Genomic DNA, 23939 nt, shown 5'->3' on the forward strand with positions numbered 1-23939 from the left:
ATCATGTCCCCAAATCCAGAACCACAATCGATCCAATCTCATCTCAAGCCAAAAAGCCTAAATCCCACCGTTTTCTGGCGACTTGCCGAAGACATCCCCAAACCCTTAAATACCGGATTAATTCTGACATCAATCGCCTTGCCATTACTGCTATGGTGGTTAGTAACAACCTTCATTAAAGTAGATCCAAAATTTTTACCATCTCCCGGTAACGTTTTAGAAGCCTTTGGGAGGTTATGGAGTAGCGGCGATCTCCTAAAAGATACCGTAGCAAGTTTGTGGAGAGTGGGAGTAGGATTTTTCTTCGCTTCGCTTTTTTCTATTCCCATTGGCGTAATGATGGGCAGTTTTCCGAGTATTCGCGCCTTGCTAGAACCCATTTTCGGCTTGATGCGATATATGCCTGCACCTGCCTTTATTCCCTTGCTAATTCTTTATCTAGGAATTGGTGAAGAACCTAAAATTACCCTGATCTTTATTGGTGTCTTTTTCTTCAACTCTTTGATGGTAATGGATACCGTTAAGTTTGTTTCAAAAGATTTAATTGAAGCAACTTATATGTTAGGTGGCAATCGTTGGGAAACTCTGACTCATGTAATTGTACCCCACGTTTTACCGGGAATTATTGATGCTTCCCGCATCAACTTTGCCGCCGCCTGGCAACTGGTAATCGTCTCCGAATTAATTGCAGCGACAGAAGGTTTAGGCCGCCGGATCAGTGTTGCTGGTAGATTTCTCAAAACCGATGAAATTTTTGTCGGGTTGATTGTAATTGGAGTTATCGGACTTACCTTTGACTTGTTATTTCAATATATGCTCCAAGTTTCTTGCAAATGGGCCAGCCAGAAAAAATAATTGCTGCCAAAATCACCCAGAATTGTAACGTACTTTACCGTACAACTGCCAATAACTTGATAACTTTCATTTACTGCTCACACAAGGATTAACTAATGTTTCTGCAAATCAACAATCTACACAAACACTTTGAAACTAAAAATGGTAAATTAGTTGTCTTGAAAGACATTAATATGACCATTGAAAAAGGCGAGTTTATCTGTGCCGTAGGCGCATCTGGATCGGGAAAATCTACATTGCTGAGGCAGATTGCCGGATTGGATCGACCCACAATCGGGGAAGTTAAAATTAATGGCAAAGCCGTGACTGCACCAGGGCCAGATCGCGGTATGGTATTTCAACACTACACTCTTTATCCTTGGATGAACGTGCAGGGAAATGCTGAATTTGGTCTCAAACTTCAAGGCGTACCAAAAAAGCAGCGACGAGAACAAGCAAGCTACTATTTAAATGTAGTAGGATTGACTAAGTTTGCTCAATCTTTGCCGAAAGAATTATCAGGCGGGATGAAACAACGAGTTGCGATCGCGCGTGCTCTCGCCTCAGAACCAAAAGTATTATTAATGGATGAACCTTTTGGTGCATTAGACGTTCATACTAAAGAATCTATGCACGAATTCATGTTAGATTTGTGGCGGCGCACCAAAATCACTGTTTTTATGATCACCCATGATGTAGAAGAAGCAGTTTTTCTTTCTAATCGGATTTATGCTTTAGGTTCGCGTCCTGGTACTGTGAGGAAAGAAATTTCTATTCATCTGCCAGAACGTACTCACAGCATTAAACGCCATTCCCGATTTCACGACTACCGCGATGAATTGATGGATTTGCTGCGGAAACATGGACAGGAAGCAGTTGCAATTGCTGCTTAATTAGGAATGAGACAAGACTCACATAAAAATAGCATTTTCTGCGATTGCAAACATAATTAAAATTGCATACAACATTAAATTTAGGGTGGGCGATCGCCGAAAAAACCGATCCTTCATAGCCAGAGTATTGGTTCGGCGATCGCCCACCTTACCGAACGATCGCATCTCAAAACCTTACTCAAAAAATCTAGAGAAATGTAGCTGTAGATACTTTTTTAATCTGGTTTTTTGGTGTAAAATAAATTACAATAAAGTATGGTGTTAAGCTAAACCTCAAAACATATAAGTCAGCATTTATCTAGCCTAAAAAAACAAAGGCTAAGCTAAACAATTACAAACTGACTTCAGCTAAAAATTGCATAGGAATCGCTTCTAGGGTTCCGATCTAGTGAGAGAACTAGATGTCTGGTCCAAGAGAAGCAGCCAATATTCAATTATCCCTAAAAAATACGATGGGGAAATTGAATCGGTCACACGGCGGGAGAAAAGCCCGGGAGAACCACACAGTCATAATTACTGTTGGTAAACTCCTGGGCTTTTGCGATTTGAGTAAAGCTCAAACCACAGATTATTCACCTCATATCTTATCTGGAGGAGCTCATGGTGCAAGCACCAATTCACACAAATTCTAAACTCGATTCCAGCCTTGTGCTGATGGAAGAAGTGATTCCCGGTGGCGCTTATTGGTCAGGTATCATCAAGCGCGGAAACACCCTCCGGATCGTTGATTTAGAAGGCTCTCAAGGCGTTTCTATGCTTTGCTATAACGCCGACAATCCCATCGAACGATTAAACGTAGCAGACACCGCAAAAATTCAATTCAATGCTTTTCTAAAAAAAGGCATGGTGCTCTACACAGATATGGGACGCATTTTATTTTCCATTACTGAAGACACATCTGGCTATCACGATTTACTATCAGGGTGCAGCAATGCTGCTAGTAATAGTGAAAAATACGGCGATGGAGACTGGAAAAACTCGCGAGATAACTTTATCAAAGCATTGACAAGGCGGGGTTTAGGCAAAAAAGATATCATGCCTAATTTTAACCTATTTACTCGCATTGCTGTCAAGCCAGATGGGAAAATGGAATATGTAGAAGGCTGTGAGAAACCCGGTAGCTTCATCGATTTGCGGGCAGAAATGAATGTATTAGTAGCGATTTCTAACTGTCCTCATATCTTGCATTCCAGTTCAAATTACGATCCAAAACCAATTCAAATTCAAGTTTGGAAATCGCCAACACCCTCACCCGACGATTTATGCCGCACCGCCAACCCGGAAGTAATTCGCGGATTCATTAACACCGATGTTTTGTTTGTTCAGTAATTAATTTGTAGTTGGGGTAAAGCAAAGCTAAACCCGAAAAATTAGACATTTATTAAGGAGAATTGCATCATGGTTTTAACGTCACAACGAGTTCTAGATCCAGCAACAGCAATTTACGACGAAGTGTTACCAGCGAGACATCCTTGGTCGCACGTTCTCAAAAAAGGACAGATTCTTCGCATCGTCGATTTAGGCGGAAATCAGGCAGTAGATTTTCTAGTTTACAACGCTGACGATCCTTCAGAACGTTACAGTGCCCCCGATACTATTGTCCGTCAAGGTAACATCTTTGTAACTACTGGCAGTAAACTTATTTCCAATGAAGGACGAGCAATTATGACAATAATTGCCGACTCTTGTGGACGACATGATACCTCTGGCGGTGCTTGTAGTTGTGAGAGTAATTCAGTGCGATTTGGACTCGATAAAAAATACCAACACGCCTGCGTTGAAAATTTCTTAGCCGCAATTACTCCCTACGGTTTAGGAAAGCGCGATTTAGTTAGTAACATCAATTTCTTTATGAATGTGCCAGTCAGTGAAGATGGCAAACTTGAGATCGTTGATGGCATTTCCGATCCAGGTAGTACAGTTGATTTGCGAGCAGAAATAAACGCCTTGGTAGCTATTTCTAACTGTCCGCAAATGAATAACCCTTGTAATGCCTACAATCCTACGCCTATTCGGTTGATTATTTGGGATGTGATGTAATATCAATTTTCGATAAATGGCAACAAATCTGAAATTGCCCTAACTTTAAAAAGCAAAGCGATTTCATTCTTCCACAACCAAACCCGCCAGGGGTTAAAACCCCTGTCTAATAGTAAAAGTCGTCTGAAGACGACTAACTAAAATACTTTACTTTACCGATCTATAAGTCCTCTTTTAGAGGACTTTAGCTATAAGACAGGGGTTTTAACCCCTGGCGGATCTGATAACAAGGGGATAAACGTTACTTAAGTTATCGCAAATATCTCTTCCATATTAATCAAATTTAACTCAATCCATCACTCATGTTTAACAAAGTTCTGATTGCCAATCGCGGTGAAATTGCCTGCCGAATTATTCGCACATTAGACCGCTTAGGAATTGCCTCAGTAGCAATATATTCTGAAGCTGATGCTCATGCTAAGCACGTTTTTACTGCCACAGAAGCATTTTGTATTGGTGGCCCAGCAGTAGCAGAAAGTTATTTAAACTTTGAGCGTATCCTCGAAGTTGCGCGTCAAACTGGGGCTGAAGCTATTCATCCCGGTTATGGTTTCTTAAGCGAAAATGCAGAATTTGCTGAAGCTTGCGATCGAGAAAATATAGCATTTATCGGCCCAACTCCGGCTCAATTGCGCTCCTTTGGATTAAAGCATACCGCACGGGAACTAGCAGCAGAAAATCATGTGCCTTTAACCCCTGGTAGCCAACTTTTAAACAGCTTAGAAGCGGCAGCAGTGGCAGCAAAGGCAATTGGTTATCCAGTGATGCTCAAAAGTACTGCTGGCGGTGGTGGGATTGGTTTACAGGTGTGTTTAAGCGAAGAAGATTTAGCAGAAGCTTTTGAGAAAGTACAGCGTTTAAGTCAAAGTAATTTTAAACAAAGTGGTGTTTTCTTAGAGAAATATATTCAAACTGCTCGACATATTGAAGTTCAAATTTTTGGAGATGGCAAAGGAAATGTCATCGCCTTGGGTGAACGCGATTGTTCCGTGCAGCGGCGCAATCAAAAGGTGATTGAAGAAACACCCGCACCCGGAATTAGGGATCAATTACGAGAACAGTTATATGCAGCAGCGGTAAAAATGGGAAAAGCGGTAAATTACCAATCCGCAGGAACCGTTGAATTTGTCTATGATGTCGATACAAAACAATTTTACTTTTTAGAAGTCAATACGCGCTTACAAGTAGAACACGGAGTAACTGAAACTGTTAATAGAATTGATTTAGTTGAATGGATGATAAAACTTGCGTCTGGGGATTTGTTTCCTCTAGAAGAGTATCGCTATCAGCCACAAGGACATTCTATTCAGGTGCGAATTTATGCAGAAGATGCTAACAAGAATTTTCAACCGAGTTCTGGGTTACTAAATCAGGTAGTTTTTCCAGAAAATATTCGCTGCGATACTTGGATAGAAACGGGGACAGAAGTTACACCTTTTTACGATCCGCTGTTGGCAAAGGCGATCGTTTATGGTAAGAATAGAGAAGACGCGATCGCGCAACTTAAATCCGCTTTAGATGCAAGTCAAATTGCAGGTATTGAAACCAATTTAGATTACCTTCGCCAGATTTTAGATGATTCGAGATTTAATCAAGCTGAACTTAGTACCCGCTTTTTAAATGCTTTCAAATATGCTCCTTTAACTATCGATGTGTTAGATAGTGGAACTTATACCACAATTCAAGATTATCCGGGACGTTTGGGATATTGGGATGTTGGCGTACCCCCATCTGGGCCGATGGATCATTTAGCCTTCCGATTGGCAAATCGTTTAGTCGGAAACTCCGAATCAACCGCCGGATTAGAGTGTACAGTCATGGGACCAACTCTGCGCTTTAATGCCGATACAGTTATTAGTTTAACTGGTGCAACTATGAAGGCAAGCCTGAATGGTGAAGCCATACCATTTTGGACGGCAATTGCTGTTAAAGCTGGAAGCACTCTCAAATTAAAAGCAATTCAAGGTGATGGCTACCGCACTTATTTAGCCGTAAAAAATGGCTTCAATGTTCCTGATTATTTAGGCAGTAAAGCTACTTTTGTACTGGGGAAATTTGGGGGACACGCAGGCAGAACATTACGGCCGGGAGATGTGTTAAAGCTTAATAAATCTGCGACAATAGATACAGAAAAAAGTTTGCATCCTGGACTTATCCCTACTTACAGTAATAATTGGGAAATAGGGGTTTTATATGGCCCGCATGGAGCACCAGATTTCTTTACTGAGGAAGACATCGAAATGTTTTTCTCAACTGAATGGAAGGTGCATTATAATTCTACACGGACAGGAATTAGGCTGATTGGCCCTAAGCCAAAATGGGCGCGTCAAGATGGTGGAGAAGCGGGTTTACATCCATCTAATATTCACGATAATGCTTATGCGATCGGGACGATCGATTTTACTGGTGATATGCCTGTAATTCTCGGTCTTGATGGCCCTAGTTTGGGAGGTTTTGTTTGTCCGGCTACAATTATTCAGGCTGAATTGTGGAAAATTGGGCAACTGAAACCAGGGGATAGTATTCGTTTTCATTGTTTAAGTTTTGCGGAAGCATTGCAACGAGAATTAGAGCAAGATCGGCAAATTGCTACTCTTTCTCCTAATCTTTCTGGGGAGCAAATCAAGACATCAATCCCAAAGGTTGGTTCGCCAATCCTGCACGAAATTCCGGCATCAATGGGACAGGTAGCTGTTACTTACCGCCAAGCTGGAGATAAATATATTCTAGTTGAATATGGCCCATTGGTTTTGGATCTAAACCTACGTTTCCGAGTACATGGATTAATGGCATGGCTAAAGGCGAATCCGTTACCGGGAGTAATCGATTTAACGCCAGGAATGCGATCGCTACAAATTCATTTTGATAGTCGCCAGATTTCGCAACAACAGTTAATGGATGCCTCGATCGCAGCAGAAGAGGAATTAGCTGCAATTGAGGATATGCAAGTACCAGCAAGGATTTTGCACCTCCCTCTATCTTGGGAAGATGAATCGACGCTGCTTGCTATTGAAAAATATATGCAGTCGGTGCGATCGGATGCGCCTTGGTGTCCGAGTAATATTGAGTTTATTCGCCGCATTAATGGACTTGATAGCATTGATGAAGTCAGAGAAATTGTCTTTAATGCTAGCTATTTGGTGATGGGATTAGGGGATGTTTATTTAGGCGCACCCGTCGCTACTCCCCTCGATCCTCGCCACCGTTTAGTAACGACTAAATACAACCCTGCACGCACTTGGACTCCTGAAAATGCAGTGGGTATTGGTGGTGCATATCTGTGTGTTTATGGGATGGAAGGGCCAGGAGGATATCAATTTGTTGGTCGCACGATTCAAATGTGGAATCGGTTTAAACAAACGGCGGATTTTAAATCGGGTAAACCTTGGCTTTTACGCTTCTTTGACCAGATCAAGTTTTATCCAGTTTCGGGTGAGGAATTGCGGCGCTACCGGGAAGATTTTCTCGAAGGTAAGTTTAAATTACAAGTTGAGGAGATCGCGTTTAGTCTGAGAGAATATAATCAATTTTTGGATGCTATTGCTGACGATATAGCTAAGTTTAAAAGGAAACAACAAGCGGCCTTTAATGCAGAACGCGATCGCTGGGCGGCATCTGGGGAATTTGAAGTGGAAGCGGCATCAGAAACAGCGATGAGTATGGCTAATGATATCGCAGCAAAAATTAATTTACCTCCCGGTTTTGAGGCTGTTGTTGCTCATGTTTCAGCTAATGTTTGGCAGGTATTAGTTAATGTTGGAGATGTAGTTACAGAGGGCGATCGCTTGTTAATTTTGGAAGCGATGAAAATGGAGATTGCTATTACTGCGGATGTGCCTGGGACTGTGGTAGAGTTGTTTTGTCGAAAGGGGGAAACGGTGACTGCTGGACAAATTTTAGCCGCGATTCAACCCGATCAAGGATAGGGAAATCCGTATTCGACAAGTTCTTTCTCTGTAATACTCTTAAACTAGAAAGAGTAAAGCTACTTAGATTCTCAATTATGTTGCTTCAAGGTCATCAGCGCACGAAGTTAGACGATACCGATGATACATTATTCTATTCATACCCTCGCTTTGTAACTCATGTAGATGAGGGATTTATCGAGCAATTGACTCAATTGTATCGCGATCGCCTCAAACCGAATACTCGAATTTTGGACATGATGAGTAGTTGGGTTTCGCATCTACCGGAGGAGATAAAATTTGCTCACGTTGAGGGACACGGGTTGAATGCGGAGGAATTGGCGAAGAATAAGCGGTTAAATCATTATTTTGTGCAGGATTTGAATACTAATCCGAAGTTACCGCTACCCGATGCAGATTTTGATGCAGTTATTAATTGTGTTTCTGTTCAATATTTGCAGTATCCCGATGCGATATTTGCGGAAATGCGGCGGATTTTGAAACCGGGGGGAGTGGCAATTATTAGCTTTTCTAATCGGATGTTTCATCAAAAGGCGATCGCTGCTTGGCGGGATGGTTCGGAGAGCGATCGCGTAGAATTAGTAAAGCGTTATTTTGCGTCTGTAGAAGGGGTAAATATTCCCGGTTTTAGTCAACCGGAAGTGATTGTCAAGCAGTCGAATGTACCAAGTTTTCTGCAAATGTTGGGGATGGGTGGTGGCGATCCATTTTATGCAGTAATTGCTTATCGTCAGAGTTGATAATTATTTGAGAATTGGGGGGTAAATCGGCGGTTGAAACGGCGGTTGAAACCACGTCTACACAAGACCTCTTGCAAAAGGTTATTGTTATTTTTGCAAGAGGTATATTGACTCATAATGCTAAAATTTAAGGTGAAAATCTACTTCCACTTCCTGTTGAGTTAATTTAGCGCGATACTGTGCTTCTCGACTCAACCAAAAGCTTGCACTACCGCCCAGTACATTTTCTAACTTGAGCGCTATTTCCTCCGTAATCGGCGCTTTGCCATTGATTAACAAACTTATGTGTTTTGGCGTGTAACCCAGGCGTTTTTCTAGTTCATCCTGACTCCAGTTTCGTTCTTCAATTAAGTCAGCTATCGTGTCCCCAGGCGGCGAGATCCAATCCGGGGTAAGAGGCTCTAAAACCTCAGTCATGGTAATCCCCTATCCAAATAATATTAATTCGCGTTACTTGCAGGGTTCCTGTGACTTCAATAGCTTTCACTTGGTAGTCATCAAGTTTGTATCTATTATATCACATTCTTTGATAATTCAATAAATATGATAGATTTAATTGTGATTGCAACCGCCAATTAAATCTCTGTTAATTAATTCTCAATCTTGATTTTCATTGAAAATTGGTGTATCCGCTGGATAATTGTCATTTCTAGGCTCAAAAAAGCCATTACTGACTAAAATTAATAACAGAATTAAACCACCAACTATCAACCAAAATTCCTCGGCACGATCGCCCCCGATATCTCTCACATCGTACCAATTTGTACAATTCCTACAGTGAAAGATGTATGCTTTGGTCGGATGCTGACAATAATTACAGGGGAGGCGTTTAAGGTTACTATTTTTGTAGGGGCATTCTTGCATGATTTTAACCTCTTTTTCTGGAAAATTAGCTAAAGATATTACGGTTACTGGGCGCTGCGTTTGGATTCGATCGCTGAGATTCAAGGTTTATAAAAGCAGCGCCACCGTACAGATTTATTAAAGCGATCGCAATTTTATTGCCTAGTGAGGTTCGCAACTTTTACCACCTTTGGTATTACTGTTAGGCACGCAGGAACTAATTAAAATTTCTTGAGCTTTACTGCCGACATTATTTACAGTCAATTTAGTAGCTAAAGACAAGAGTGAGTTAGATGCAATCGCGATCGCTGCCAGTAACAAAATTTGTGAAAAAATAGTGCCTTTCATCCCTGTTTACCTTCTCTGTAAAGTTGGTTAATAAAGGGAAGACCGAGTTAGCTAAACTCGCTTAGTGAACTCTAGAATTTCAATCTCCACATTTCAATCATGCGGCAACTATCAAAGCCGAAAAGCTCAATCTGCGGTTCAGGGTTTGGTTCAGTTGCATTCTTAGCAGCGATCGCACTGGTTCAGTCTTTGGCTCACTGTTCGGTGCATAGTAGTGGTGAGGACTGATTCACGCTGTCTCTTTTACAGGTAAACTGCGATAATGGGCTTACGTTTTAATGGGGGCTGTCTGGCGATCGAGCAAACATGATGCGAACGCGATCGGCAGGGTAATATGACTAAGAACAGCTCGATCGAGCATTTAATTGCATTTAATTATTTCTTCCCTCTTCTTATTCCTCTGACATGAATGAAAAAGCTGACCAGCTACTCAAACAAGGGATTTGGCAATACCAGGCTCGTCAATTTGAGGCGGCCTTAGAGTCTTGGCAAGGGGCGATCGCCATTTATCGAACTCTCGGCGAAAGGCGGCGGGAAGGGGCCGCCCTGGGAAATCTGGGAGTAGCTTGGGAAGCGATGGGGGACTATGCTAAAGCGAGGGATTGCTATCAACAGCATTTAGCGATCGCGATTGAAATTGGCGATCGCACCGGAGAAGGGAATGCACTAGGAAATTTGGGAAATGCTTGCTATGCTCTAGAAGATTTTTCTACGGCTGTCAATTATCAACAACAACGTTTAGCGATCGCCCGCGAGAGCAAAGATTGGCGATCTGAGCAGCAAGCATTGGGAAATCTAGGTTTAGCTTACGACGCACTGGGAGATTTTGCTGGCGCAATTGAATGTTATCAGCAGCAGTTGGGAATAGCGATCGAAAATAACGAACCTCGCACTCAGGGAAAAGCGCTGACAAGTTTAAGATTTGCTTATCATTATCTGGGAGATGAGGCCAAAGCTGAGGAGTACCGCCATCAACAAATCGCGATCGCGCGACAGTTATTTTTAACAGAAAAAACCCCTGACTTTCTACAAACTGCCGAAATAGTAGGTTTAAATCCTGAGAGTGACTTTACTGGCGCAGATTTGAGCGGTATTAACTTACACTATGCTGATTTAAGCGGTGCCAACTTAATGAAGACCAACCTCTGTAATGTTGACTTCACTCTGGCAGATCTCAGCGGCGCATTGCTGAGCGGTGCGAACTTAACAGATGCTTGTTTATCTAATGCTAACTTACGTGATGCTGAACTAATTGGCGCAGATTTGAGCGGTGCGGATTTGCGAACAAAATTACCGCGTGCGAATTTGAGCGGTACAAATTTAAGCAGAGCAAATTTGAGTAGTGCCTATTTGTCAAATGCAAATTTAAGCGGCGCTAATTTGAGCGGTGCTAATTTAAAAAATGCCGATTTGACCGCAGTTAATTTGAGCAATACAAATTTAAATGGTGCTGATTTTAGCCGCGCTGATTTGAAAGATGCAGTAGTAGAAAATGCTAAATTTATAGGAAGTTTGGGTATTTCGGAGAATATGAAAATTGAGTTAATGCAGCGCGGGGCAATTTTCGAGTAAAATATAGGACTTACGCAAGAACAATGTATGGCAGGAGGCAGTAGGATCTCGTAGCAAGGGTTTCAGCAATTGATTCTATTCCCCTCTTTCCCTAGCCCTGAGCATCCTAGCCCCTAGCCCCTAGCTATAACTGCCTTGCCTCATCAAGATATACTCTAAGTTGTTCGACCATAACCTGAACATGAGGAGGGTAATTCATAGTAATATGATTTCCCGGTACTTCTCGAACCTCTACCCCTCCAGTCGCAACATCAATCCAAGGTAATTCGGGATTTTTAGGATTAACTTCATTTTGTTCATTAGCACGGAAAAAGATGATTCTACCCGGATAAGTTTGGGGTATATAATTTCTCATCGCTTGGGCGTGTACTTTAAACAGATGAATAAACTCGCGAATCTGAGCTAATCCAAAATCGGGAGGAACTACCCTATTAGCAATCTTTACCTGCTCTAAAAAATAGATAAGTTGCTCGTCTGGTTTAAGCTGTTGTAAGACATCCAAAGAAAGAGACAGATTGAAACCAACACCGAGTATGTATACCAAAATTGCTGTATCATCTTCTGTTGCTAAAACAGGCATTTGTCCCGGCCCAGGAGTATCTATTAAAGTTAGCAAAGCTATCTTTTCACCTTGAGCATTGAGTTGCTGCGCCATCTCAAAAGCAACAGTACCTCCAAAGGAAGACCCGCCCAAAAAATAGGGCCCTTCAGGTTGTTGAAAGCGCACTGCTTCGATATAGCGAGTCGCCATTTCCTCAACAGAAAAAGACTCATTTTCCCCATCTGCAACGTGCGCTTGTATGCCAAAAATAGGTTGATCTGAATCTAAATAACGCGCTAAATCTCGATAAATGTAAACATGACCGCCTACCGGATGCACTAAGAACAAAGGTTGCTTAAAACTACCGCCCTTAATTTTTACTAACAAGGACTCAGAATCTGGCTGGAGTTGCCGTCCTTCGCTCTCAGATAAACCGGAATTGTCTTTAATTAATTCAGCCAAAGCTGCAATAGTTGGTGATTGCAATAGGCTATGAGGAGACAAGGATATTTGCAGAGTTTCATTTAATTTAGTAATTAGTTGAACTGCTAATAATGAGTCTCCACCTAAATCAAAAAAATCATCCTGAATCCCTACTTGTTCGATACCGAGAAATTCTTGCCAGATACTAACAATAACTTGCTCAGTTTCATCTCTAGGAGCAAGATAGGTATTGTGTAAACTGGGTCGAGAATGGAGTGCTGTTAAGTCTACTTTTGGGGAGTTTTCATCCTGTAAAGATGATGCAATTTTAATCGGTTGCTCAATACCTGGTGCTTCAATCCAGTAACGTTCGCGCTCAAATGGATAGGTTGGTAAAGGAATGCGATAACGTTGCTCATTAGCATAAAATTTAGACCAATCTATTTGTACTCCTCCTAACCAGAGTTTACCCAAAGTAGTAAGTAAGAAAGCTACATCTGAATTTTGGTCTTGGGGATGGCGCAATGAAGAAAGCACAATTTGTTCAGATGCTTTATTTGGATGCTGTTTTGCTAGCGTGTTTAATGTTCGTCCCGGTCCCACTTCTAGCAATATTTGATTGGGGTCTTTTAATAGCTGTTGTAAGCCATCTGCAAACCTGACTGTTTGGCGCAGATGTTGAGCATAATAACTGGGATTTGTCGCCTCTGTAGCTGTAATCCAATTACCCGTAAGGTTAGAGATGTAGGGAATTTTCGGCGATTTCAGCTTAACTTTTTTCACCTGTTCGATAAATGGTGCTAAAATTGGCTCCATCATCTGTGAATGGAAAGCATGAGAAGTGTACAATCGCCGACATTCAACACCTTTTTTAATTAGTTTTTGTTCCAGTTGATCTACAGCATCAGTAGTACCTGAAACCACGCTCATAGAGGTTCCATTAATTACAGCCAAGTCGAGTTTATTACCTAATAATGATTGTATTTCCTGTTCTGGAAGTGGAACTGCCAGCATCGAACCCGCAGGCATTTGTTGCATCAATTTACCTCTTGCTGCCACCAAGGATAAACCATCTTCCAAGGAGAACACACCAGCCAAACAAGCTGCTACATATTCACCAATACTATGGCCAATCATTGCTTTAGGATTCACTTCCCAAGACATCCATAATTTAGCTAAAGCATACTCAATTACAAATAGTGCTGGCTGGGTAATCGCAGTTTGTTTGAGTTGATTTGTCGCTGTTTCTAGCTGTATTTCGCTGGGATAAAGTACGTGGCGTAAATCGATTCCCAAATGAGATTTAAGAATTTTGGAACAGAAATCGATCTGTTCCCGAAATATTGGTTCAATTTGGTAGAGTTCCCAGCTCATATTAATGTACTGGGAACCCTGTCCCGAAAACATAAATACAACAGGTCTATTCTTAGAATCTTGGAAGCTAGTAAAAACTTGTTTTGGATCGAGATTTTTAAGAGCAATTACGCCTGCTTCAATGTCATTACAAACCACTATCCGTCGATGACTAAAAGCTCTTCTACCAACTTGCAGAGTATAAGCAATATCAGCAAGATTTTCATCGGGATTTTGCTTTAAATATTCTGCCAAATTTGCGGTTGCCTTATCTAAAGCAGTGCTAGTTTTTGCAGATATAACTAACAGTTGATATCTCTCCCCTGCTCCCCCGCTCCCGTCTTACTCATTACTAGGATTCAATTCCCCCTAAGCCAGATTCGAGAGCTTCTATTAAAGTCGCTTTATCCCAAGGCTTAGGTAAATACCGATGTAGATTAGCATATTTTCTAGCTCTTTCTATTGCTTCTTCATCGGCTTGACCCGTCAAAAGTACCGTCACAATATTGGGGAATTGCTGATGGACTTTAATTAAAAATTCATCCCCTTTCATATTCGGCATTAGCCAATCAGACACAATAATCAGAATATCAACTCCATCTTGATTTAATTCCTCTATGACTTCCAGCGCTTCATCAGCACTTTCTGCAAATTCATAACTATAGAGATTGCCAAAATGATGAGTGAGTTGATCTCTCAAACAGCTCAAAATCATTCTTTCATCATCTACACATAAAATAGCTTTCTTTGGCATAAAATCACACTCCTGATTCAAGTTTATCTAATCGGTAAATACACTCTAAACACAGTCCGACCTGGTTGGCTGTCTACCTCAATATTACCCTGATGTTTGTCAATAATTCTCTTGACAATATCCAAACCCAATCCACTACCTTCGCCAGCAGCCTTAGTCGTAAAAAAGGGTTCAAATATTCGCGGTTGGATTTCTGGCGGGATACCAGAACCGGAATCAGTGAATTGTACTACTATATTATGATTTTGCTCCATAACGGATATCTCTAACGTTCCCTTATTATTCATTGCGTGAATAGCATTATGAATGAGATTTGTCCAAACTTGGTTCAACTCTTCAGGATAACAAAGAATCGGTGGGACTTCCTCATAGTTTTTGATCACTTCAATTCTCTGCTTGAGGTGATTTTGATAAATAGTTAAAACCACATCTATGCCATCTTTCACAGTGGCAGTGGTCATTTCATCAGATTTATTATGACGGGCGTAACTTTTGAGTGAAAAGACTATTTTAGATGCTCTTTCTACAGCTAGCACAATATTCCGGCTGTTGTTATGTTGTAGATATAAGTTATAGACTGTATCTAAAATAAAAGTGTTGTCTTGTTGTTGAAATAATGTTATAAACGGAGCGATCTCTTGGGAAAAACCTAGCTTAACTAAAGTATCTGCAATAGTTTCTGACTCATCAATATTTTGATTTTCTAATTCTTTTTTGAGAGTGCGTTTTAACTGCCTTTCTTCTCTAAATGAAAGTATTTCCTCGTTTTCTCTGGCGGCTTCTAATAAAGCAAAAAAATCGGCTTGTCTTTCAGGAGATAGTTTTTGAATAATTTGTGGGAGTTGTTTAAGTGAATTATTGAGAGCATTAGTGATATTCCCAATAGAGGCGCGGATCGCTCCCAAAGGCGTATTGATTTCGTGGGCTACGCCCGCAATTAGTTGTCCGAGAGCAGCCATTTTTTCGGCTTGAATTAGTTCTTGTTGAGCGGCTTTGAGTTGTTGGAGAGCAGCGATCAATTCTTCATTTTTTTTGCGTAGAGCTTCTACAGCTCGTTTGCGATCGCTGATATTCCGAATCATAAATAGTGCTTCATTAGGCCCACTCACTACCACCCGTACTTCTTCATATTGTAGCGTACCATCAATCACAATTTGCTGTTCGTAAATTTGACCTTTTCCTGTAGCTAAAGTTTGTTTCAGATTTTCTAGATGGCGCTGAGAAACTTCTGGCGGCAAAAAATCCGATATATGCTTGCCAATTGGGTTATAATCTGATGGCAATAAACTAACCAGTTCGTTAGTAGCGATAAAACCCAAATAAATGCCATCTGAGTTAACTCTAAACATCAAATCGGGTATGGCAGAAAGTATAGCACGATTTTCCGCTTCACTTTTGTAGAGGGCTGCTTCTGTGCGCCTGCGCTCTGCGATTTCCTGCTGTAATTCTTGGGTGCGCTCTTCTACTTTTCGCTCTAAAGTTTGATTGTATTCTGCTAATAAATTTTCAGATTGTTTGCGTTCTGTAATGTCTTGAAATGCGGCGATGCCATAGACAATTTTCCCAGTTTCATCAAAGATTGGGGTAGTAGAAACTTCCAAAGGAACAACTTTATCAGGATGATGAATTTCGAGATCGTCAACTTTAACACTTTCACCTCTGAGCGCTCGCACAATTGGCAACTTTTCTGTATGATATAATTCATCACTTCCCGCTTGATACACTTGATAAACCTCTACCAATTGTTCACTTTTCGCTCTTGGCGAAGCCGCTATTCCAAGTAAATATTCTGCTTTCTGATTAGCATAATAAATCTCTCCAGTGGCATCGTGAACAGATACGCCTACGGGCATCGCTTCTAGGAATTGAGCCATCCGCCTTTCACTTTCGCGAACCTCTGTATAAAGTTTAGCATTGGCGATCGCGATCGCAGCTTGCCCAGATAACATTTGTAATATTTCTAACCTGTCGGGAGTAAAAACACCAGTAGTTAGATTGTTTTCCAGATATAAAATCCCACTAAGTTGACCTCTATTTAGCAACGGCGTACATAATAGAGACTTACTTTGATGTTCTTTGATAAATGGATCGTTGGTAAATTTACCCCGCTCTGCCGCATTATTTTGAACTACTGTTTCTCTCGTCCGAGCGACATAATTGATAATGGATACAGACACGATATTTTCAATAGAAATTGATTGCAAAACGGCAATTTGTTCTAAATCTATCTTCCCAGAAGCTTCAATCAGCATTTGACCATCAGTTTCTAAAATTAAATAGCCAATTTGAGCCCCCGCAATCTGAATCATAATCTTCATCAAAGCAGCTAATAACTTATCCAACTCAATTTCACTAGCAATAGCTTGGGAAGCTTTCATGACTGCGGCTAAATCTAAAACTTCACCTGACGAGCGAGGGCCTGTTGTTCTATTCACAGGTAGGGGAATTTTATCCACAATCCTATTAACGGCTGCCGATTTAGTTAGTAAACGGGGAAATTTTACGGGTAAATCTTTAATTAAGCTATAGGCTGCTTGTTGTACCCAATCATGACCAAATTTATAATCTTGAATTAATAGTTGTTCATCTAACTCTGAGTTAGGTATAATTAACTCGGACTCAACTGCTAGCATTAAGCGTTTAAAAATTTCTGGCGGTGATTTTTCACAGATAATAGATAGGGTGTTTAAGTCAAACTTTCTACCCACATAAGCTGCCACCCCTAAAATCTGCTGCGTCGATACTGGCAATTTCTTTAACTTACTAACTATTAACTCCACCAGATTGTCAGTAATATCCATTGCCTTAATTTGACTAATATCCCATTCCCAACTCAGGCATTCTAAATTGAAATTTATCAATTTTTCTGTAGCGAGCATTTTCAGAAATTCATTAACAAAGAAAGGATTGCCCCCAGTTTTAGACAATACTAATTCTGCCAAAGGTTTTACTTTCCCTCTTTCACTCTGCAAAGTGTCAACAATTAAATCAGTAATATGCTCTAGCGCTAAGGGTGCTAAGGCAATCTCATTGACAGTTATCTCTTGCTTATGTAGTGTCTCAATCGTCATCATTAAAGGATGATTGGGATTGACTTCCTGAAGCCGATATGCTCCAATTAAAAATAAGTATTGGGTATCAGCATCCATCATTATGCGTTCAATTAAATTTAAAGTGGCTACATCCACCCACTGCAAATCATCTAGAAATATCACTAATGGATGCTCTTCTGAACCAAATAAACGAATAAATTTTTGAAAGATTATACTGAAGCGATTTTGCGATTCTTTTGTGCCCAATTCTGGCACTGGTGGCTGCTTACCGACAATTAGCTCTAGTTGGGGTATCGCATCAATTATAACTTGACCATTGCCATTAAATGCGGCTAAAATTTTTTCTTGCCAAATTTTAAGCTCGGTTTTACTCTCCATTAACAATTGCCCCACCAATGCTTGAAAAGCATCGATCAAAGCACTATAGGGAATATTGCGCTGAAATTTATCGAAATTTCCCCTAATGAAATAACCACGCTTTTCTGTAATAGGTTTATAAATCTCGGCAGCTAGGGCGGATTTTCCGATTCCGGCAGCACCTACTAATAGCATTATTTCAGGAAGATGTAAATCAAAATTTGAACCCGGAAGAGATGATGTTTGTTGTTTTTCGCCTTCTGCTACTCGCTCAAAAGCTGCAAGTAAGCTGTGAATTTCTGCCTCTCTGCCATACAGTTTTTGAGGTATTTGAAACTTGGCTGAAATATCATTTTCACCAGGGATGAGATGTTCAATTTCCCCATTCGCCTCTAACTGCATCAAGCTACATACTAAATCTATTTGGATACCCCAGGTACTTTGGTATCGCTCTTCAGCAGTTTTTGCCATCAATTTCATCAGAATTTCGGAAATATTTGGCGGTATTGCTGGATTAATTTCATGAGCAGCGATAGGCTGTTTGGCAATGTGACAGTGTACTAATTCCAGAGCATCAGTTGTAGTAAAAGGGAGTTGTCCTGTTAATAATTCGTACAGGGTAACGCCAAGGGAGTAAAAGTCTGTGCGATAATCGAGGGAGCGATTCATCCGCCCTGTTTGTTCCGGCGACATATAGGCTAAAGTGCCTTCTAAAACATTAGGATTTTTCAGGAAAGGATTAAATTTGCTGAAAATTGTGGCAATACCAAAATCAATGATTTTTATTTGCTCGGTTTGGGGATTAAAGATAATATTGGAGGGGTTGATATCTCGATGAATAACGTTAGCTGCATGAATTTCAGATAAAACTTCAGTGATTTGGATGGCGATTTGAAGAATTTTCTGTAACGACAATAACGTTCTATTGCCATCTGTTTGTCTTGTTAATTCCGCCAAAGATGAACCCCCAAAATCTTCAAGGATTAAGACTAGATTCTGGTCATAAGATTCTAAACTATAAACTTTAACTACGCCTTCAATATTCAATCTTTGGGCAATTTCATACTCTTGCTTATATCGAATTACTTCCCCTGGTGCGGCGTAGTGCTGTTTAAGAACTTTGAGGATAACGGCTTGGCAATCCTGTTCTCGGATACCTCGGTAAACCAGAGAATTGGTACTTTCATAAATTTGATTAAGAATCTGGTAGCCAGAAATATCCATAATGTTTAAATATTGAAACTGTTAAGTGTTAACTGTTAAGTAGAAGGAAGAAGGAAGAAAAAGGAAGAAAAATTTAGTTATCTAGGAGAGAAGGAAGAATGTTTATAAAGTCAGTTTTTTAGCCATCCCGATCTTATGCTTAATTAGGTGGATTTACTTAACAGTTAACCGTTAACCGTTAACAAAACTTGGGAGAGGGATTTTGCTTCTTGAGTTGGAGGTTTAAGTCTCAGATTACATTAATGTAATAATGGAATAGCGCAATTGCGATAATTATAGATCATAATAGAGGTGGAAGCATCTCAAGGCTAGATAGCAATAATCCTCGCCCGGCCTACCGCTATGAAAAGAATCAATCGGCTGCTTGCATTTATACCTATCCCAGCTACTTTGTGCTTGGCAGCATCCAGTTTTGCCCAGGCCCCAACGATTATCCCGGCTCCCGATGGTACGGGTACTGCTGTTACTCAACAGCAAAATCGCTTCGACATTACAGGTGGCAAAAGTTCTGGAGATGGAGCCAATCTATTTCACAGTTTTCAACAATTTGGACTGAGTGAAGGTCAGATTGCTAATTTTATCTCTAATCCTGCTATTAGAAATATTTTAGGGCGAGTAGTCGGCGGCGATGCTTCAATTATTAACGGTCTAATTCAAGTTACTGGGGGCAATTCTAATCTATTTTTAATCAATCCTGCGGGGATTATTTTCGGCTCTTCGGCTCAATTAAACGTGCCTGCTTCCTTTACTGCTACTACTGCTACAGGTATTGGCTTCGGCTCGAATTGGTTAAATGCTGTGGGTAGTAATAACTGGACAAGTTTAGTCGGAAATCCTACGGCTTTTACTTTCTCATCCCCACCGGGATCAATTGTTAATGCGGGGAATTTAGCGGTATCTGCGGGAGAAAATATTAGTTTAATTGGCGGTACTGTCATCAATACAGGTACGATCGCGACTTCTGGAGGAAATATTACCATTGCCGCAGTCCCCGGTCAAAGCTTAGTCCGAATTAGCCAACCAGGGCACTTGCTGAATTTGGAAATTGCAGTTGACCCGTCAGGAATAGAAAATGGGGTACAACCTGCGAATATTCCCCAATTATTAACGGGTTCTAAATTAGGTAATGCTACGGGATTAACGGTACTTGCTGATGGTAGCGTCCAACTTAGCGGTACTGGTATCGCAGTGCCAACAGCACCGGGAGATGCCATCGCTGGCGGCGCTCTCAATGCCTCTGGCAATATGGGGGGGCAAATTAACATTTTTGGCAACCAAGTCGGGTTAATCGGCACAAAAGTCAACGCTAGTGGGAGTTTTGGGGGTGGTACGGTATTAATTGGGGGAGACTATCGCGGTTTAGGAATATTGCCCCGTGCCGATCGCACATTTGTCAGCCAAGATTCTACCATTAATGTTGATGCTATTAATAGCGGTAGTGGCGGCCGCGCGATCGTTTGGGCCGATGACATTACTCGCTTTTATGGAAATATTACCGCTCGCGGGGTAGACAATGGCGGTTTTGTGGAAGTTTCAGGTAAGCAATTTTTAGATTATCAAGGATTGGCGGATTTGCGATCGCTATCCGGTCAAGTAGGAACTCTGCTGTTAGATCCCACTGATATTACCATCAGCAACACACCAGATACACCCACAATGGCTTTCGCCAACGGCACTTTTTCTGATTCTACGACTCCCACTTCTAACCTGAGCACAACAACGCTGCAAAATCAACTAGGTTTAGGCAATGTAGTCGTGAATACGGCATCGGGTTTGAGTGCTCTCGGTAATATTACCGTTAGCAGTCCGATTTCTTGGAGTAATAGCACTGCTTTAACGCTAATTGCTAATAACGATATTACTACCAATCAGCCGATTGTTAATGCCGGCAATGGCGCGATCGCACTCCAAGCTAATAATACCATTGCCGTTAATGCCAATATTACCACCCAAGGCGGCAGCATTACTCTCAATGCCGATCGAGATAGTAGCAATGTAGGCGCGATCGCGATCGCCAATGCTACTATTAGCAGCAGCGGCGGTAGCATCATCTTGGGTGGTGGCAATACTCCCTCAACTTCCCCCGCAGTTGGCACAGCAGCAAACCCTGATGGCATTAATATTAACAACAGCACTCTCAATGCTGGTAGCGGTAACATCTCTATAGTTGGAACCGGAGTTGCCGGTGTATCTGGCGCTTCTGGGATTGTAATTGAAAACAATGCGATCGTGCAAACTACCAGCACGGGAACAATTACATTACAAGGTATTGGTGGCAATGGAACTGTTAGCAATAATGGGATCGAAATTAACGGCGCAAATACGACAATTAGTTCAGTTAATGGTAATATCCAGCTAACTGGTACTGGCAGTGGAAGTGGCGACGATAACAGCGGAATTTTCATCGCCAATAGCACAGTACAATCCTCTGGCGGCAATCTTACTTTAACTGGTAATGGTTCCGCTAGCGGAAGCGGAATTAGCAATATAGGTATTGAGTTAGATCGAAGCACATTAGCAACTGTCGGGACTGGAAACTTAACTCTAACAGGTATCGGCGGTAATGGTACTGAAGGGATTCTAGTCAATAGCAGTGCCATTAACCTCATAGGAGGTAGCGGCGCTATTACCCTAACAACAGATGAAATCAACCTACTTGGTAATACCACACTTGCTGGCAATGGCACGCTACAATTACAACCATTAACGCCAAGTTTAGGGATTACAATTGGGGGAGATATCAGCGACAGTTCGTTAAATCTCGGAACGATAGAACTAGCAACAATTCAACAGGGTTTTTCTCAAATTACTATTGGTAGAAATGATAGCAGCGGCGCGATCGCGATTGTTGGAGACGCAACCTTTCAAAATCCTACTACTATCCAAGCACCCGGAACAGGTGGTTCAATTATTAATACTGCTGGCAATATTACTGGCAGTAACAATGCTACCATTACTCTCAATGCTAATCAAAATATTGCCATTGGTAGCATTACTAATTCTGGTAGAGGAATTACGATCTCCAGTGCTAGCGGCAATATCACTACTACGGGTACTTTAGATACATCTAGTACCACTGGTAGCGGCGGCGCGATTTCTCTAACTGCAACTAACGGTATTAGTACAGGCGAAATTAATACTAGCACCTCTTTCGCCACCGCAGCTAATGGTGGTACAGTTACGCTTAATGCAGGTAGTAGCAATATCAATCTTAATGGCAATATCAGCACTTCTGCTGTCGCTGGTAGCGGTGGAAATCTCACTTTTGCTAGCAATGTCATCTTACCAGCACCCGCGATCGCGCTAAGTACATTGGGAACAACTAGCAACGGTACTATTGCCTTTAACAGTACCCTCAATGGTGCAACAGCTAATACTAATAGCTTGACAGTGAATGCAGGCGCAGGCAATATTACTTTTGGCGGTGCGATTGGTAGTAGCACACCGTTAGGAGATTTGACAGTTAATAGTGGTGGAAATACAGCTTTTAGTAATACTGCGAACGTCTCAAACTTAACAACAGATGCAGCCGGAACAACTCAAATCAACGGCAATATAACGGCAACGGGTGCATCTGGAATTAGCCTGGGTGAAGCTGCAACAATTACTGGTGATGTCGCCCTCACAGCTAATAAAATTAACTTCGCAAACACTGTTTCGGGAACTGGCAATTTAATTTTACAACCATTTACACCCACCTTAGAAATCGCCATTGGCGGGACAGCAGCTAGCAGCGGTTTAGACTTGACAGCAGCACAATTAGCCTTATTACAAAATGGCTTTAGCTCAATTACAATCGGGCGCGGCGATAGCAGCGGTAATATTAGTTTAGCGGGGAATGTTAGTTTCAGCAACCCCGTAACTATTCGTACTCCTGCGGGTACTGGTTCTATTAGCGGAAACGGAACAATTACAGGATCGGGAAATGCGACAATCACCCTAATAGCCAACCAAGATATTACCAGCGGTAATATTACAACATCAGGTAGAGCTATTACAATCACCAGCACTACTGGCAACATTAATGCTAGTGCTGCTACATTAAATACTAGCTCAACAACTGGCAATGGCGGCCCCTTAACCTTAAACAGCAATAACAATATTAGTACAGGTAACATTAATAGCAGTGGCACCTCTGGCGGCAACGTAACTGTTAATGCTAAAGGCAGCATAGAAATTGTTACTATTAACGCCCAAGGATCGGCCTCTGGTAGCGGCGGTATTGTTGATATCACTGCCACTAATCTTGTGCGAATTACAGATACTTTTACTGATATTAATGGTATAATTTCTAGTATTTCCACAGCCGGGGGTAGCGGTGGTGGAGCAATTACAATTCGACATGGGGGTAGCACAGTAACTCCCTTCATTGTCGGAGATGCTACCACAAATGGAACAAAGGGAGCGATCGCTAGTGGAGCAAATAATGCGATCGCACCAACATTGACAGTGCCAGTTCCCCCTGAAACCTACACTCAGGGCAATATTAATATCATTACCACAGCTTCGGCAGCAGCCCCAACACCACAGCCAACCCCCACATCTACGCCTACCCCAGCACCAACCCAGAGCCCGGAACCCACCCAAAGTCCAACACCAACCCCAACAGAGAGTCCGCAACCCACTCAGAGTCCAACACCAGCACCAACCCAGAGCCCGCAACCCACCCAAAGTCCACAGCCAACAGAGAACCCGCAACCCACCCAAAGTCCACAACCCACCCAGAGCCCGCAACCCACCCAAAGTCCACAGCCAACCCAGAGCCCGCAACCCACCCAGAGCCCGCAACCCACCCAGAGTCCACAGCCAACCCAGAGCCCGCAACCCGTTACCAACAATCAACAGCAACCCGTTACCAATAATCAGCAGCAACCTATTGCCAATAATCAACAGCAACCCGTTACCAATAATCAGCAGCAACCTGTTACCAATAATCAGCAGCAACCCGTTACCAATAATCAGCAGCAACCCGTTACCAATAATCAGCAGCAACCCATTGCCAATAATCAACAGCAACCCGGAGGAGTTGTTAATCAAC

Annotated in this window: 16 protein-coding genes and 1 riboswitch; of the genes, 9 read left to right on the forward strand and 7 right to left on the reverse strand. The window is 41.7% G+C overall.

Annotated elements, in window-relative coordinates; genetic code table 11:
• Positions 1 to 3 precede the first annotated feature (3 nt).
• Both OSCI_RS26410 and OSCI_RS26415 read left to right on the forward strand, forming a co-directional pair.
• Entirely contained in the window at positions 4 to 855 is an 852-nt protein-coding gene (locus tag OSCI_RS26410; protein WP_007358285.1) for an ABC transporter permease, read from the forward strand.
• A gap of 95 nt (positions 856 to 950) precedes the next feature.
• Positions 951 to 1727 (forward strand): ABC transporter ATP-binding protein, encoded by a 777-nt coding sequence (locus OSCI_RS26415; protein WP_007358287.1) that lies wholly within the window; start codon positions 951 to 953, stop codon positions 1725 to 1727.
• A gap of 18 nt (positions 1728 to 1745) precedes the next feature.
• On the opposite strand, the gene OSCI_RS30455 is transcribed toward OSCI_RS26415, so the two are convergent.
• Positions 1746 to 1892, reverse strand: a complete 147-nt coding sequence (locus OSCI_RS30455; protein WP_019486910.1) for a hypothetical protein — start codon at positions 1890 to 1892, stop codon at positions 1746 to 1748.
• Between the two features lie 196 nt (positions 1893 to 2088).
• Positions 2089 to 2226, forward strand: a riboswitch (guanidine-I (ykkC/yxkD leader).
• Between the two features lie 101 nt (positions 2227 to 2327).
• On the opposite strand from OSCI_RS30455, the gene OSCI_RS26420 reads away from it, so the two are divergent.
• The 4 genes from OSCI_RS26420 (at position 2328) to OSCI_RS26435 (ending at position 8433) form a co-directional block, all read left to right on the forward strand.
• A complete protein-coding gene (locus OSCI_RS26420) occupies positions 2328 to 3056 on the forward strand; it encodes an urea amidolyase associated protein UAAP1 (RefSeq protein WP_019486912.1) in 729 nt (242 codons plus the stop codon).
• A 69-nt stretch (positions 3057 to 3125) separates the two neighbouring features.
• Positions 3126 to 3767 carry an urea amidolyase associated protein UAAP2 gene (locus OSCI_RS26425; protein ID WP_007358289.1) on the forward strand — a complete coding sequence of 214 codons (642 nt, stop codon included), beginning with the start codon at positions 3126 to 3128 and terminating at the stop codon, positions 3765 to 3767.
• 302 nt (positions 3768 to 4069) lie between these two features.
• Positions 4070 to 7693, forward strand: a complete 3624-nt coding sequence (gene uca, locus OSCI_RS26430) for an urea carboxylase (protein ID WP_007358290.1) — start codon at positions 4070 to 4072, stop codon at positions 7691 to 7693.
• 77 nt (positions 7694 to 7770) lie between these two features.
• A complete protein-coding gene (locus OSCI_RS26435) occupies positions 7771 to 8433 on the forward strand; it encodes a class I SAM-dependent methyltransferase (protein WP_007358291.1) in 663 nt (220 codons plus the stop codon).
• Positions 8434 to 8553: 120 nt separating this feature from the next.
• Here the strand turns inward: OSCI_RS26435 and OSCI_RS26440 are convergent, their stop codons facing one another.
• From OSCI_RS26440 to OSCI_RS26445, 3 genes are all read right to left on the reverse strand, one after another.
• Positions 8554 to 8850: a helix-turn-helix transcriptional regulator gene (locus OSCI_RS26440; RefSeq protein WP_007358292.1), complete on the reverse strand. Its 297-nt coding sequence runs from the start codon at positions 8848 to 8850 to the stop codon at positions 8554 to 8556.
• 180 nt (positions 8851 to 9030) lie between these two features.
• A complete protein-coding gene (locus OSCI_RS30460; protein WP_148288823.1) occupies positions 9031 to 9297 on the reverse strand; it encodes a hypothetical protein in 267 nt (88 codons plus the stop codon).
• 141 nt (positions 9298 to 9438) lie between these two features.
• Positions 9439 to 9624, reverse strand: coding sequence for a hypothetical protein (locus OSCI_RS26445; RefSeq protein ID WP_007358294.1), 186 nt, complete (start codon positions 9622 to 9624; stop codon positions 9439 to 9441).
• Positions 9625 to 9723: 99 nt separating this feature from the next.
• Between OSCI_RS26445 and OSCI_RS32165 the strand changes: the two genes are divergently transcribed.
• Positions 9724 to 9852 carry a hypothetical protein gene (locus OSCI_RS32165; protein WP_267879521.1) on the forward strand — a complete coding sequence of 43 codons (129 nt, stop codon included), beginning with the start codon at positions 9724 to 9726 and terminating at the stop codon, positions 9850 to 9852.
• Between the two features lie 177 nt (positions 9853 to 10029).
• The gene (locus OSCI_RS26450) at positions 10030 to 11196 is read left to right on the forward strand and encodes a pentapeptide repeat-containing protein (protein ID WP_007358295.1); all 1167 of its coding nucleotides are present in this window, start codon (positions 10030 to 10032) and stop codon (positions 11194 to 11196) included.
• A 124-nt stretch (positions 11197 to 11320) separates the two neighbouring features.
• On the opposite strand, the gene OSCI_RS31150 is transcribed toward OSCI_RS26450, so the two are convergent.
• From OSCI_RS31150 to OSCI_RS26465, 3 genes are read right to left on the reverse strand one after another with little or no spacing between them, the layout of a single operon-like run.
• Positions 11321 to 13822, reverse strand: a complete 2502-nt coding sequence (locus tag OSCI_RS31150; protein ID WP_420705298.1) for an acyltransferase domain-containing protein — start codon at positions 13820 to 13822, stop codon at positions 11321 to 11323.
• Positions 13823 to 13865: 43 nt separating this feature from the next.
• On the reverse strand, positions 13866 to 14267 hold the full coding sequence (locus tag OSCI_RS26460) for a response regulator (RefSeq protein ID WP_007358297.1): 402 nt from the start codon (positions 14265 to 14267) through the stop codon (positions 13866 to 13868).
• Between the two features lie 23 nt (positions 14268 to 14290).
• A complete protein-coding gene (locus OSCI_RS26465) occupies positions 14291 to 18901 on the reverse strand; it encodes a protein kinase domain-containing protein (RefSeq protein WP_007358298.1) in 4611 nt (1536 codons plus the stop codon).
• Between the two features lie 342 nt (positions 18902 to 19243).
• On the opposite strand from OSCI_RS26465, the gene OSCI_RS29270 reads away from it, so the two are divergent.
• A partial coding sequence (locus tag OSCI_RS29270) for a beta strand repeat-containing protein (protein WP_039963154.1) occupies positions 19244 to 23939 on the forward strand: 4696 nt, incomplete at its 3' end.

The sequence above is a fragment of the Kamptonema sp. PCC 6506 genome (assembly GCF_000180455.1).
Classification (GTDB): Bacteria; Cyanobacteriota; Cyanobacteriia; order Cyanobacteriales; family Microcoleaceae; genus Kamptonema; species Kamptonema formosum.

Bases quoted from the DNA above. Each gene is read 5' to 3' on its own strand.
- OSCI_RS26410 (WP_007358285.1), top strand. From the start codon at position 4: ATGTCCCCAAATCCAGAACCACAATCGATCCAATCTCATCTCAAGCCA.
- OSCI_RS26415 (WP_007358287.1), top strand. From the start codon at position 951: ATGTTTCTGCAAATCAACAATCTACACAAACACTTTGAAACTAAAAAT.
- OSCI_RS30455 (WP_019486910.1), bottom strand. From the start codon at position 1,892: ATGCGATCGTTCGGTAAGGTGGGCGATCGCCGAACCAATACTCTGGCT.
- OSCI_RS26420 (WP_019486912.1), top strand. From the start codon at position 2,328: ATGGTGCAAGCACCAATTCACACAAATTCTAAACTCGATTCCAGCCTT.
- OSCI_RS26425 (WP_007358289.1), top strand. From the start codon at position 3,126: ATGGTTTTAACGTCACAACGAGTTCTAGATCCAGCAACAGCAATTTAC.
- uca (WP_007358290.1), top strand. From the start codon at position 4,070: ATGTTTAACAAAGTTCTGATTGCCAATCGCGGTGAAATTGCCTGCCGA.
- OSCI_RS26435 (WP_007358291.1), top strand. From the start codon at position 7,771: ATGTTGCTTCAAGGTCATCAGCGCACGAAGTTAGACGATACCGATGAT.
- OSCI_RS26440 (WP_007358292.1), bottom strand. From the start codon at position 8,850: ATGACTGAGGTTTTAGAGCCTCTTACCCCGGATTGGATCTCGCCGCCT.
- OSCI_RS30460 (WP_148288823.1), bottom strand. From the start codon at position 9,297: ATGCAAGAATGCCCCTACAAAAATAGTAACCTTAAACGCCTCCCCTGT.
- OSCI_RS26445 (WP_007358294.1), bottom strand. From the start codon at position 9,624: ATGAAAGGCACTATTTTTTCACAAATTTTGTTACTGGCAGCGATCGCG.
- OSCI_RS32165 (WP_267879521.1), top strand. From the start codon at position 9,724: ATGCGGCAACTATCAAAGCCGAAAAGCTCAATCTGCGGTTCAGGGTTT.
- OSCI_RS26450 (WP_007358295.1), top strand. From the start codon at position 10,030: ATGAATGAAAAAGCTGACCAGCTACTCAAACAAGGGATTTGGCAATAC.
- OSCI_RS26460 (WP_007358297.1), bottom strand. From the start codon at position 14,267: ATGCCAAAGAAAGCTATTTTATGTGTAGATGATGAAAGAATGATTTTG.
- OSCI_RS26465 (WP_007358298.1), bottom strand. From the start codon at position 18,901: ATGGATATTTCTGGCTACCAGATTCTTAATCAAATTTATGAAAGTACC.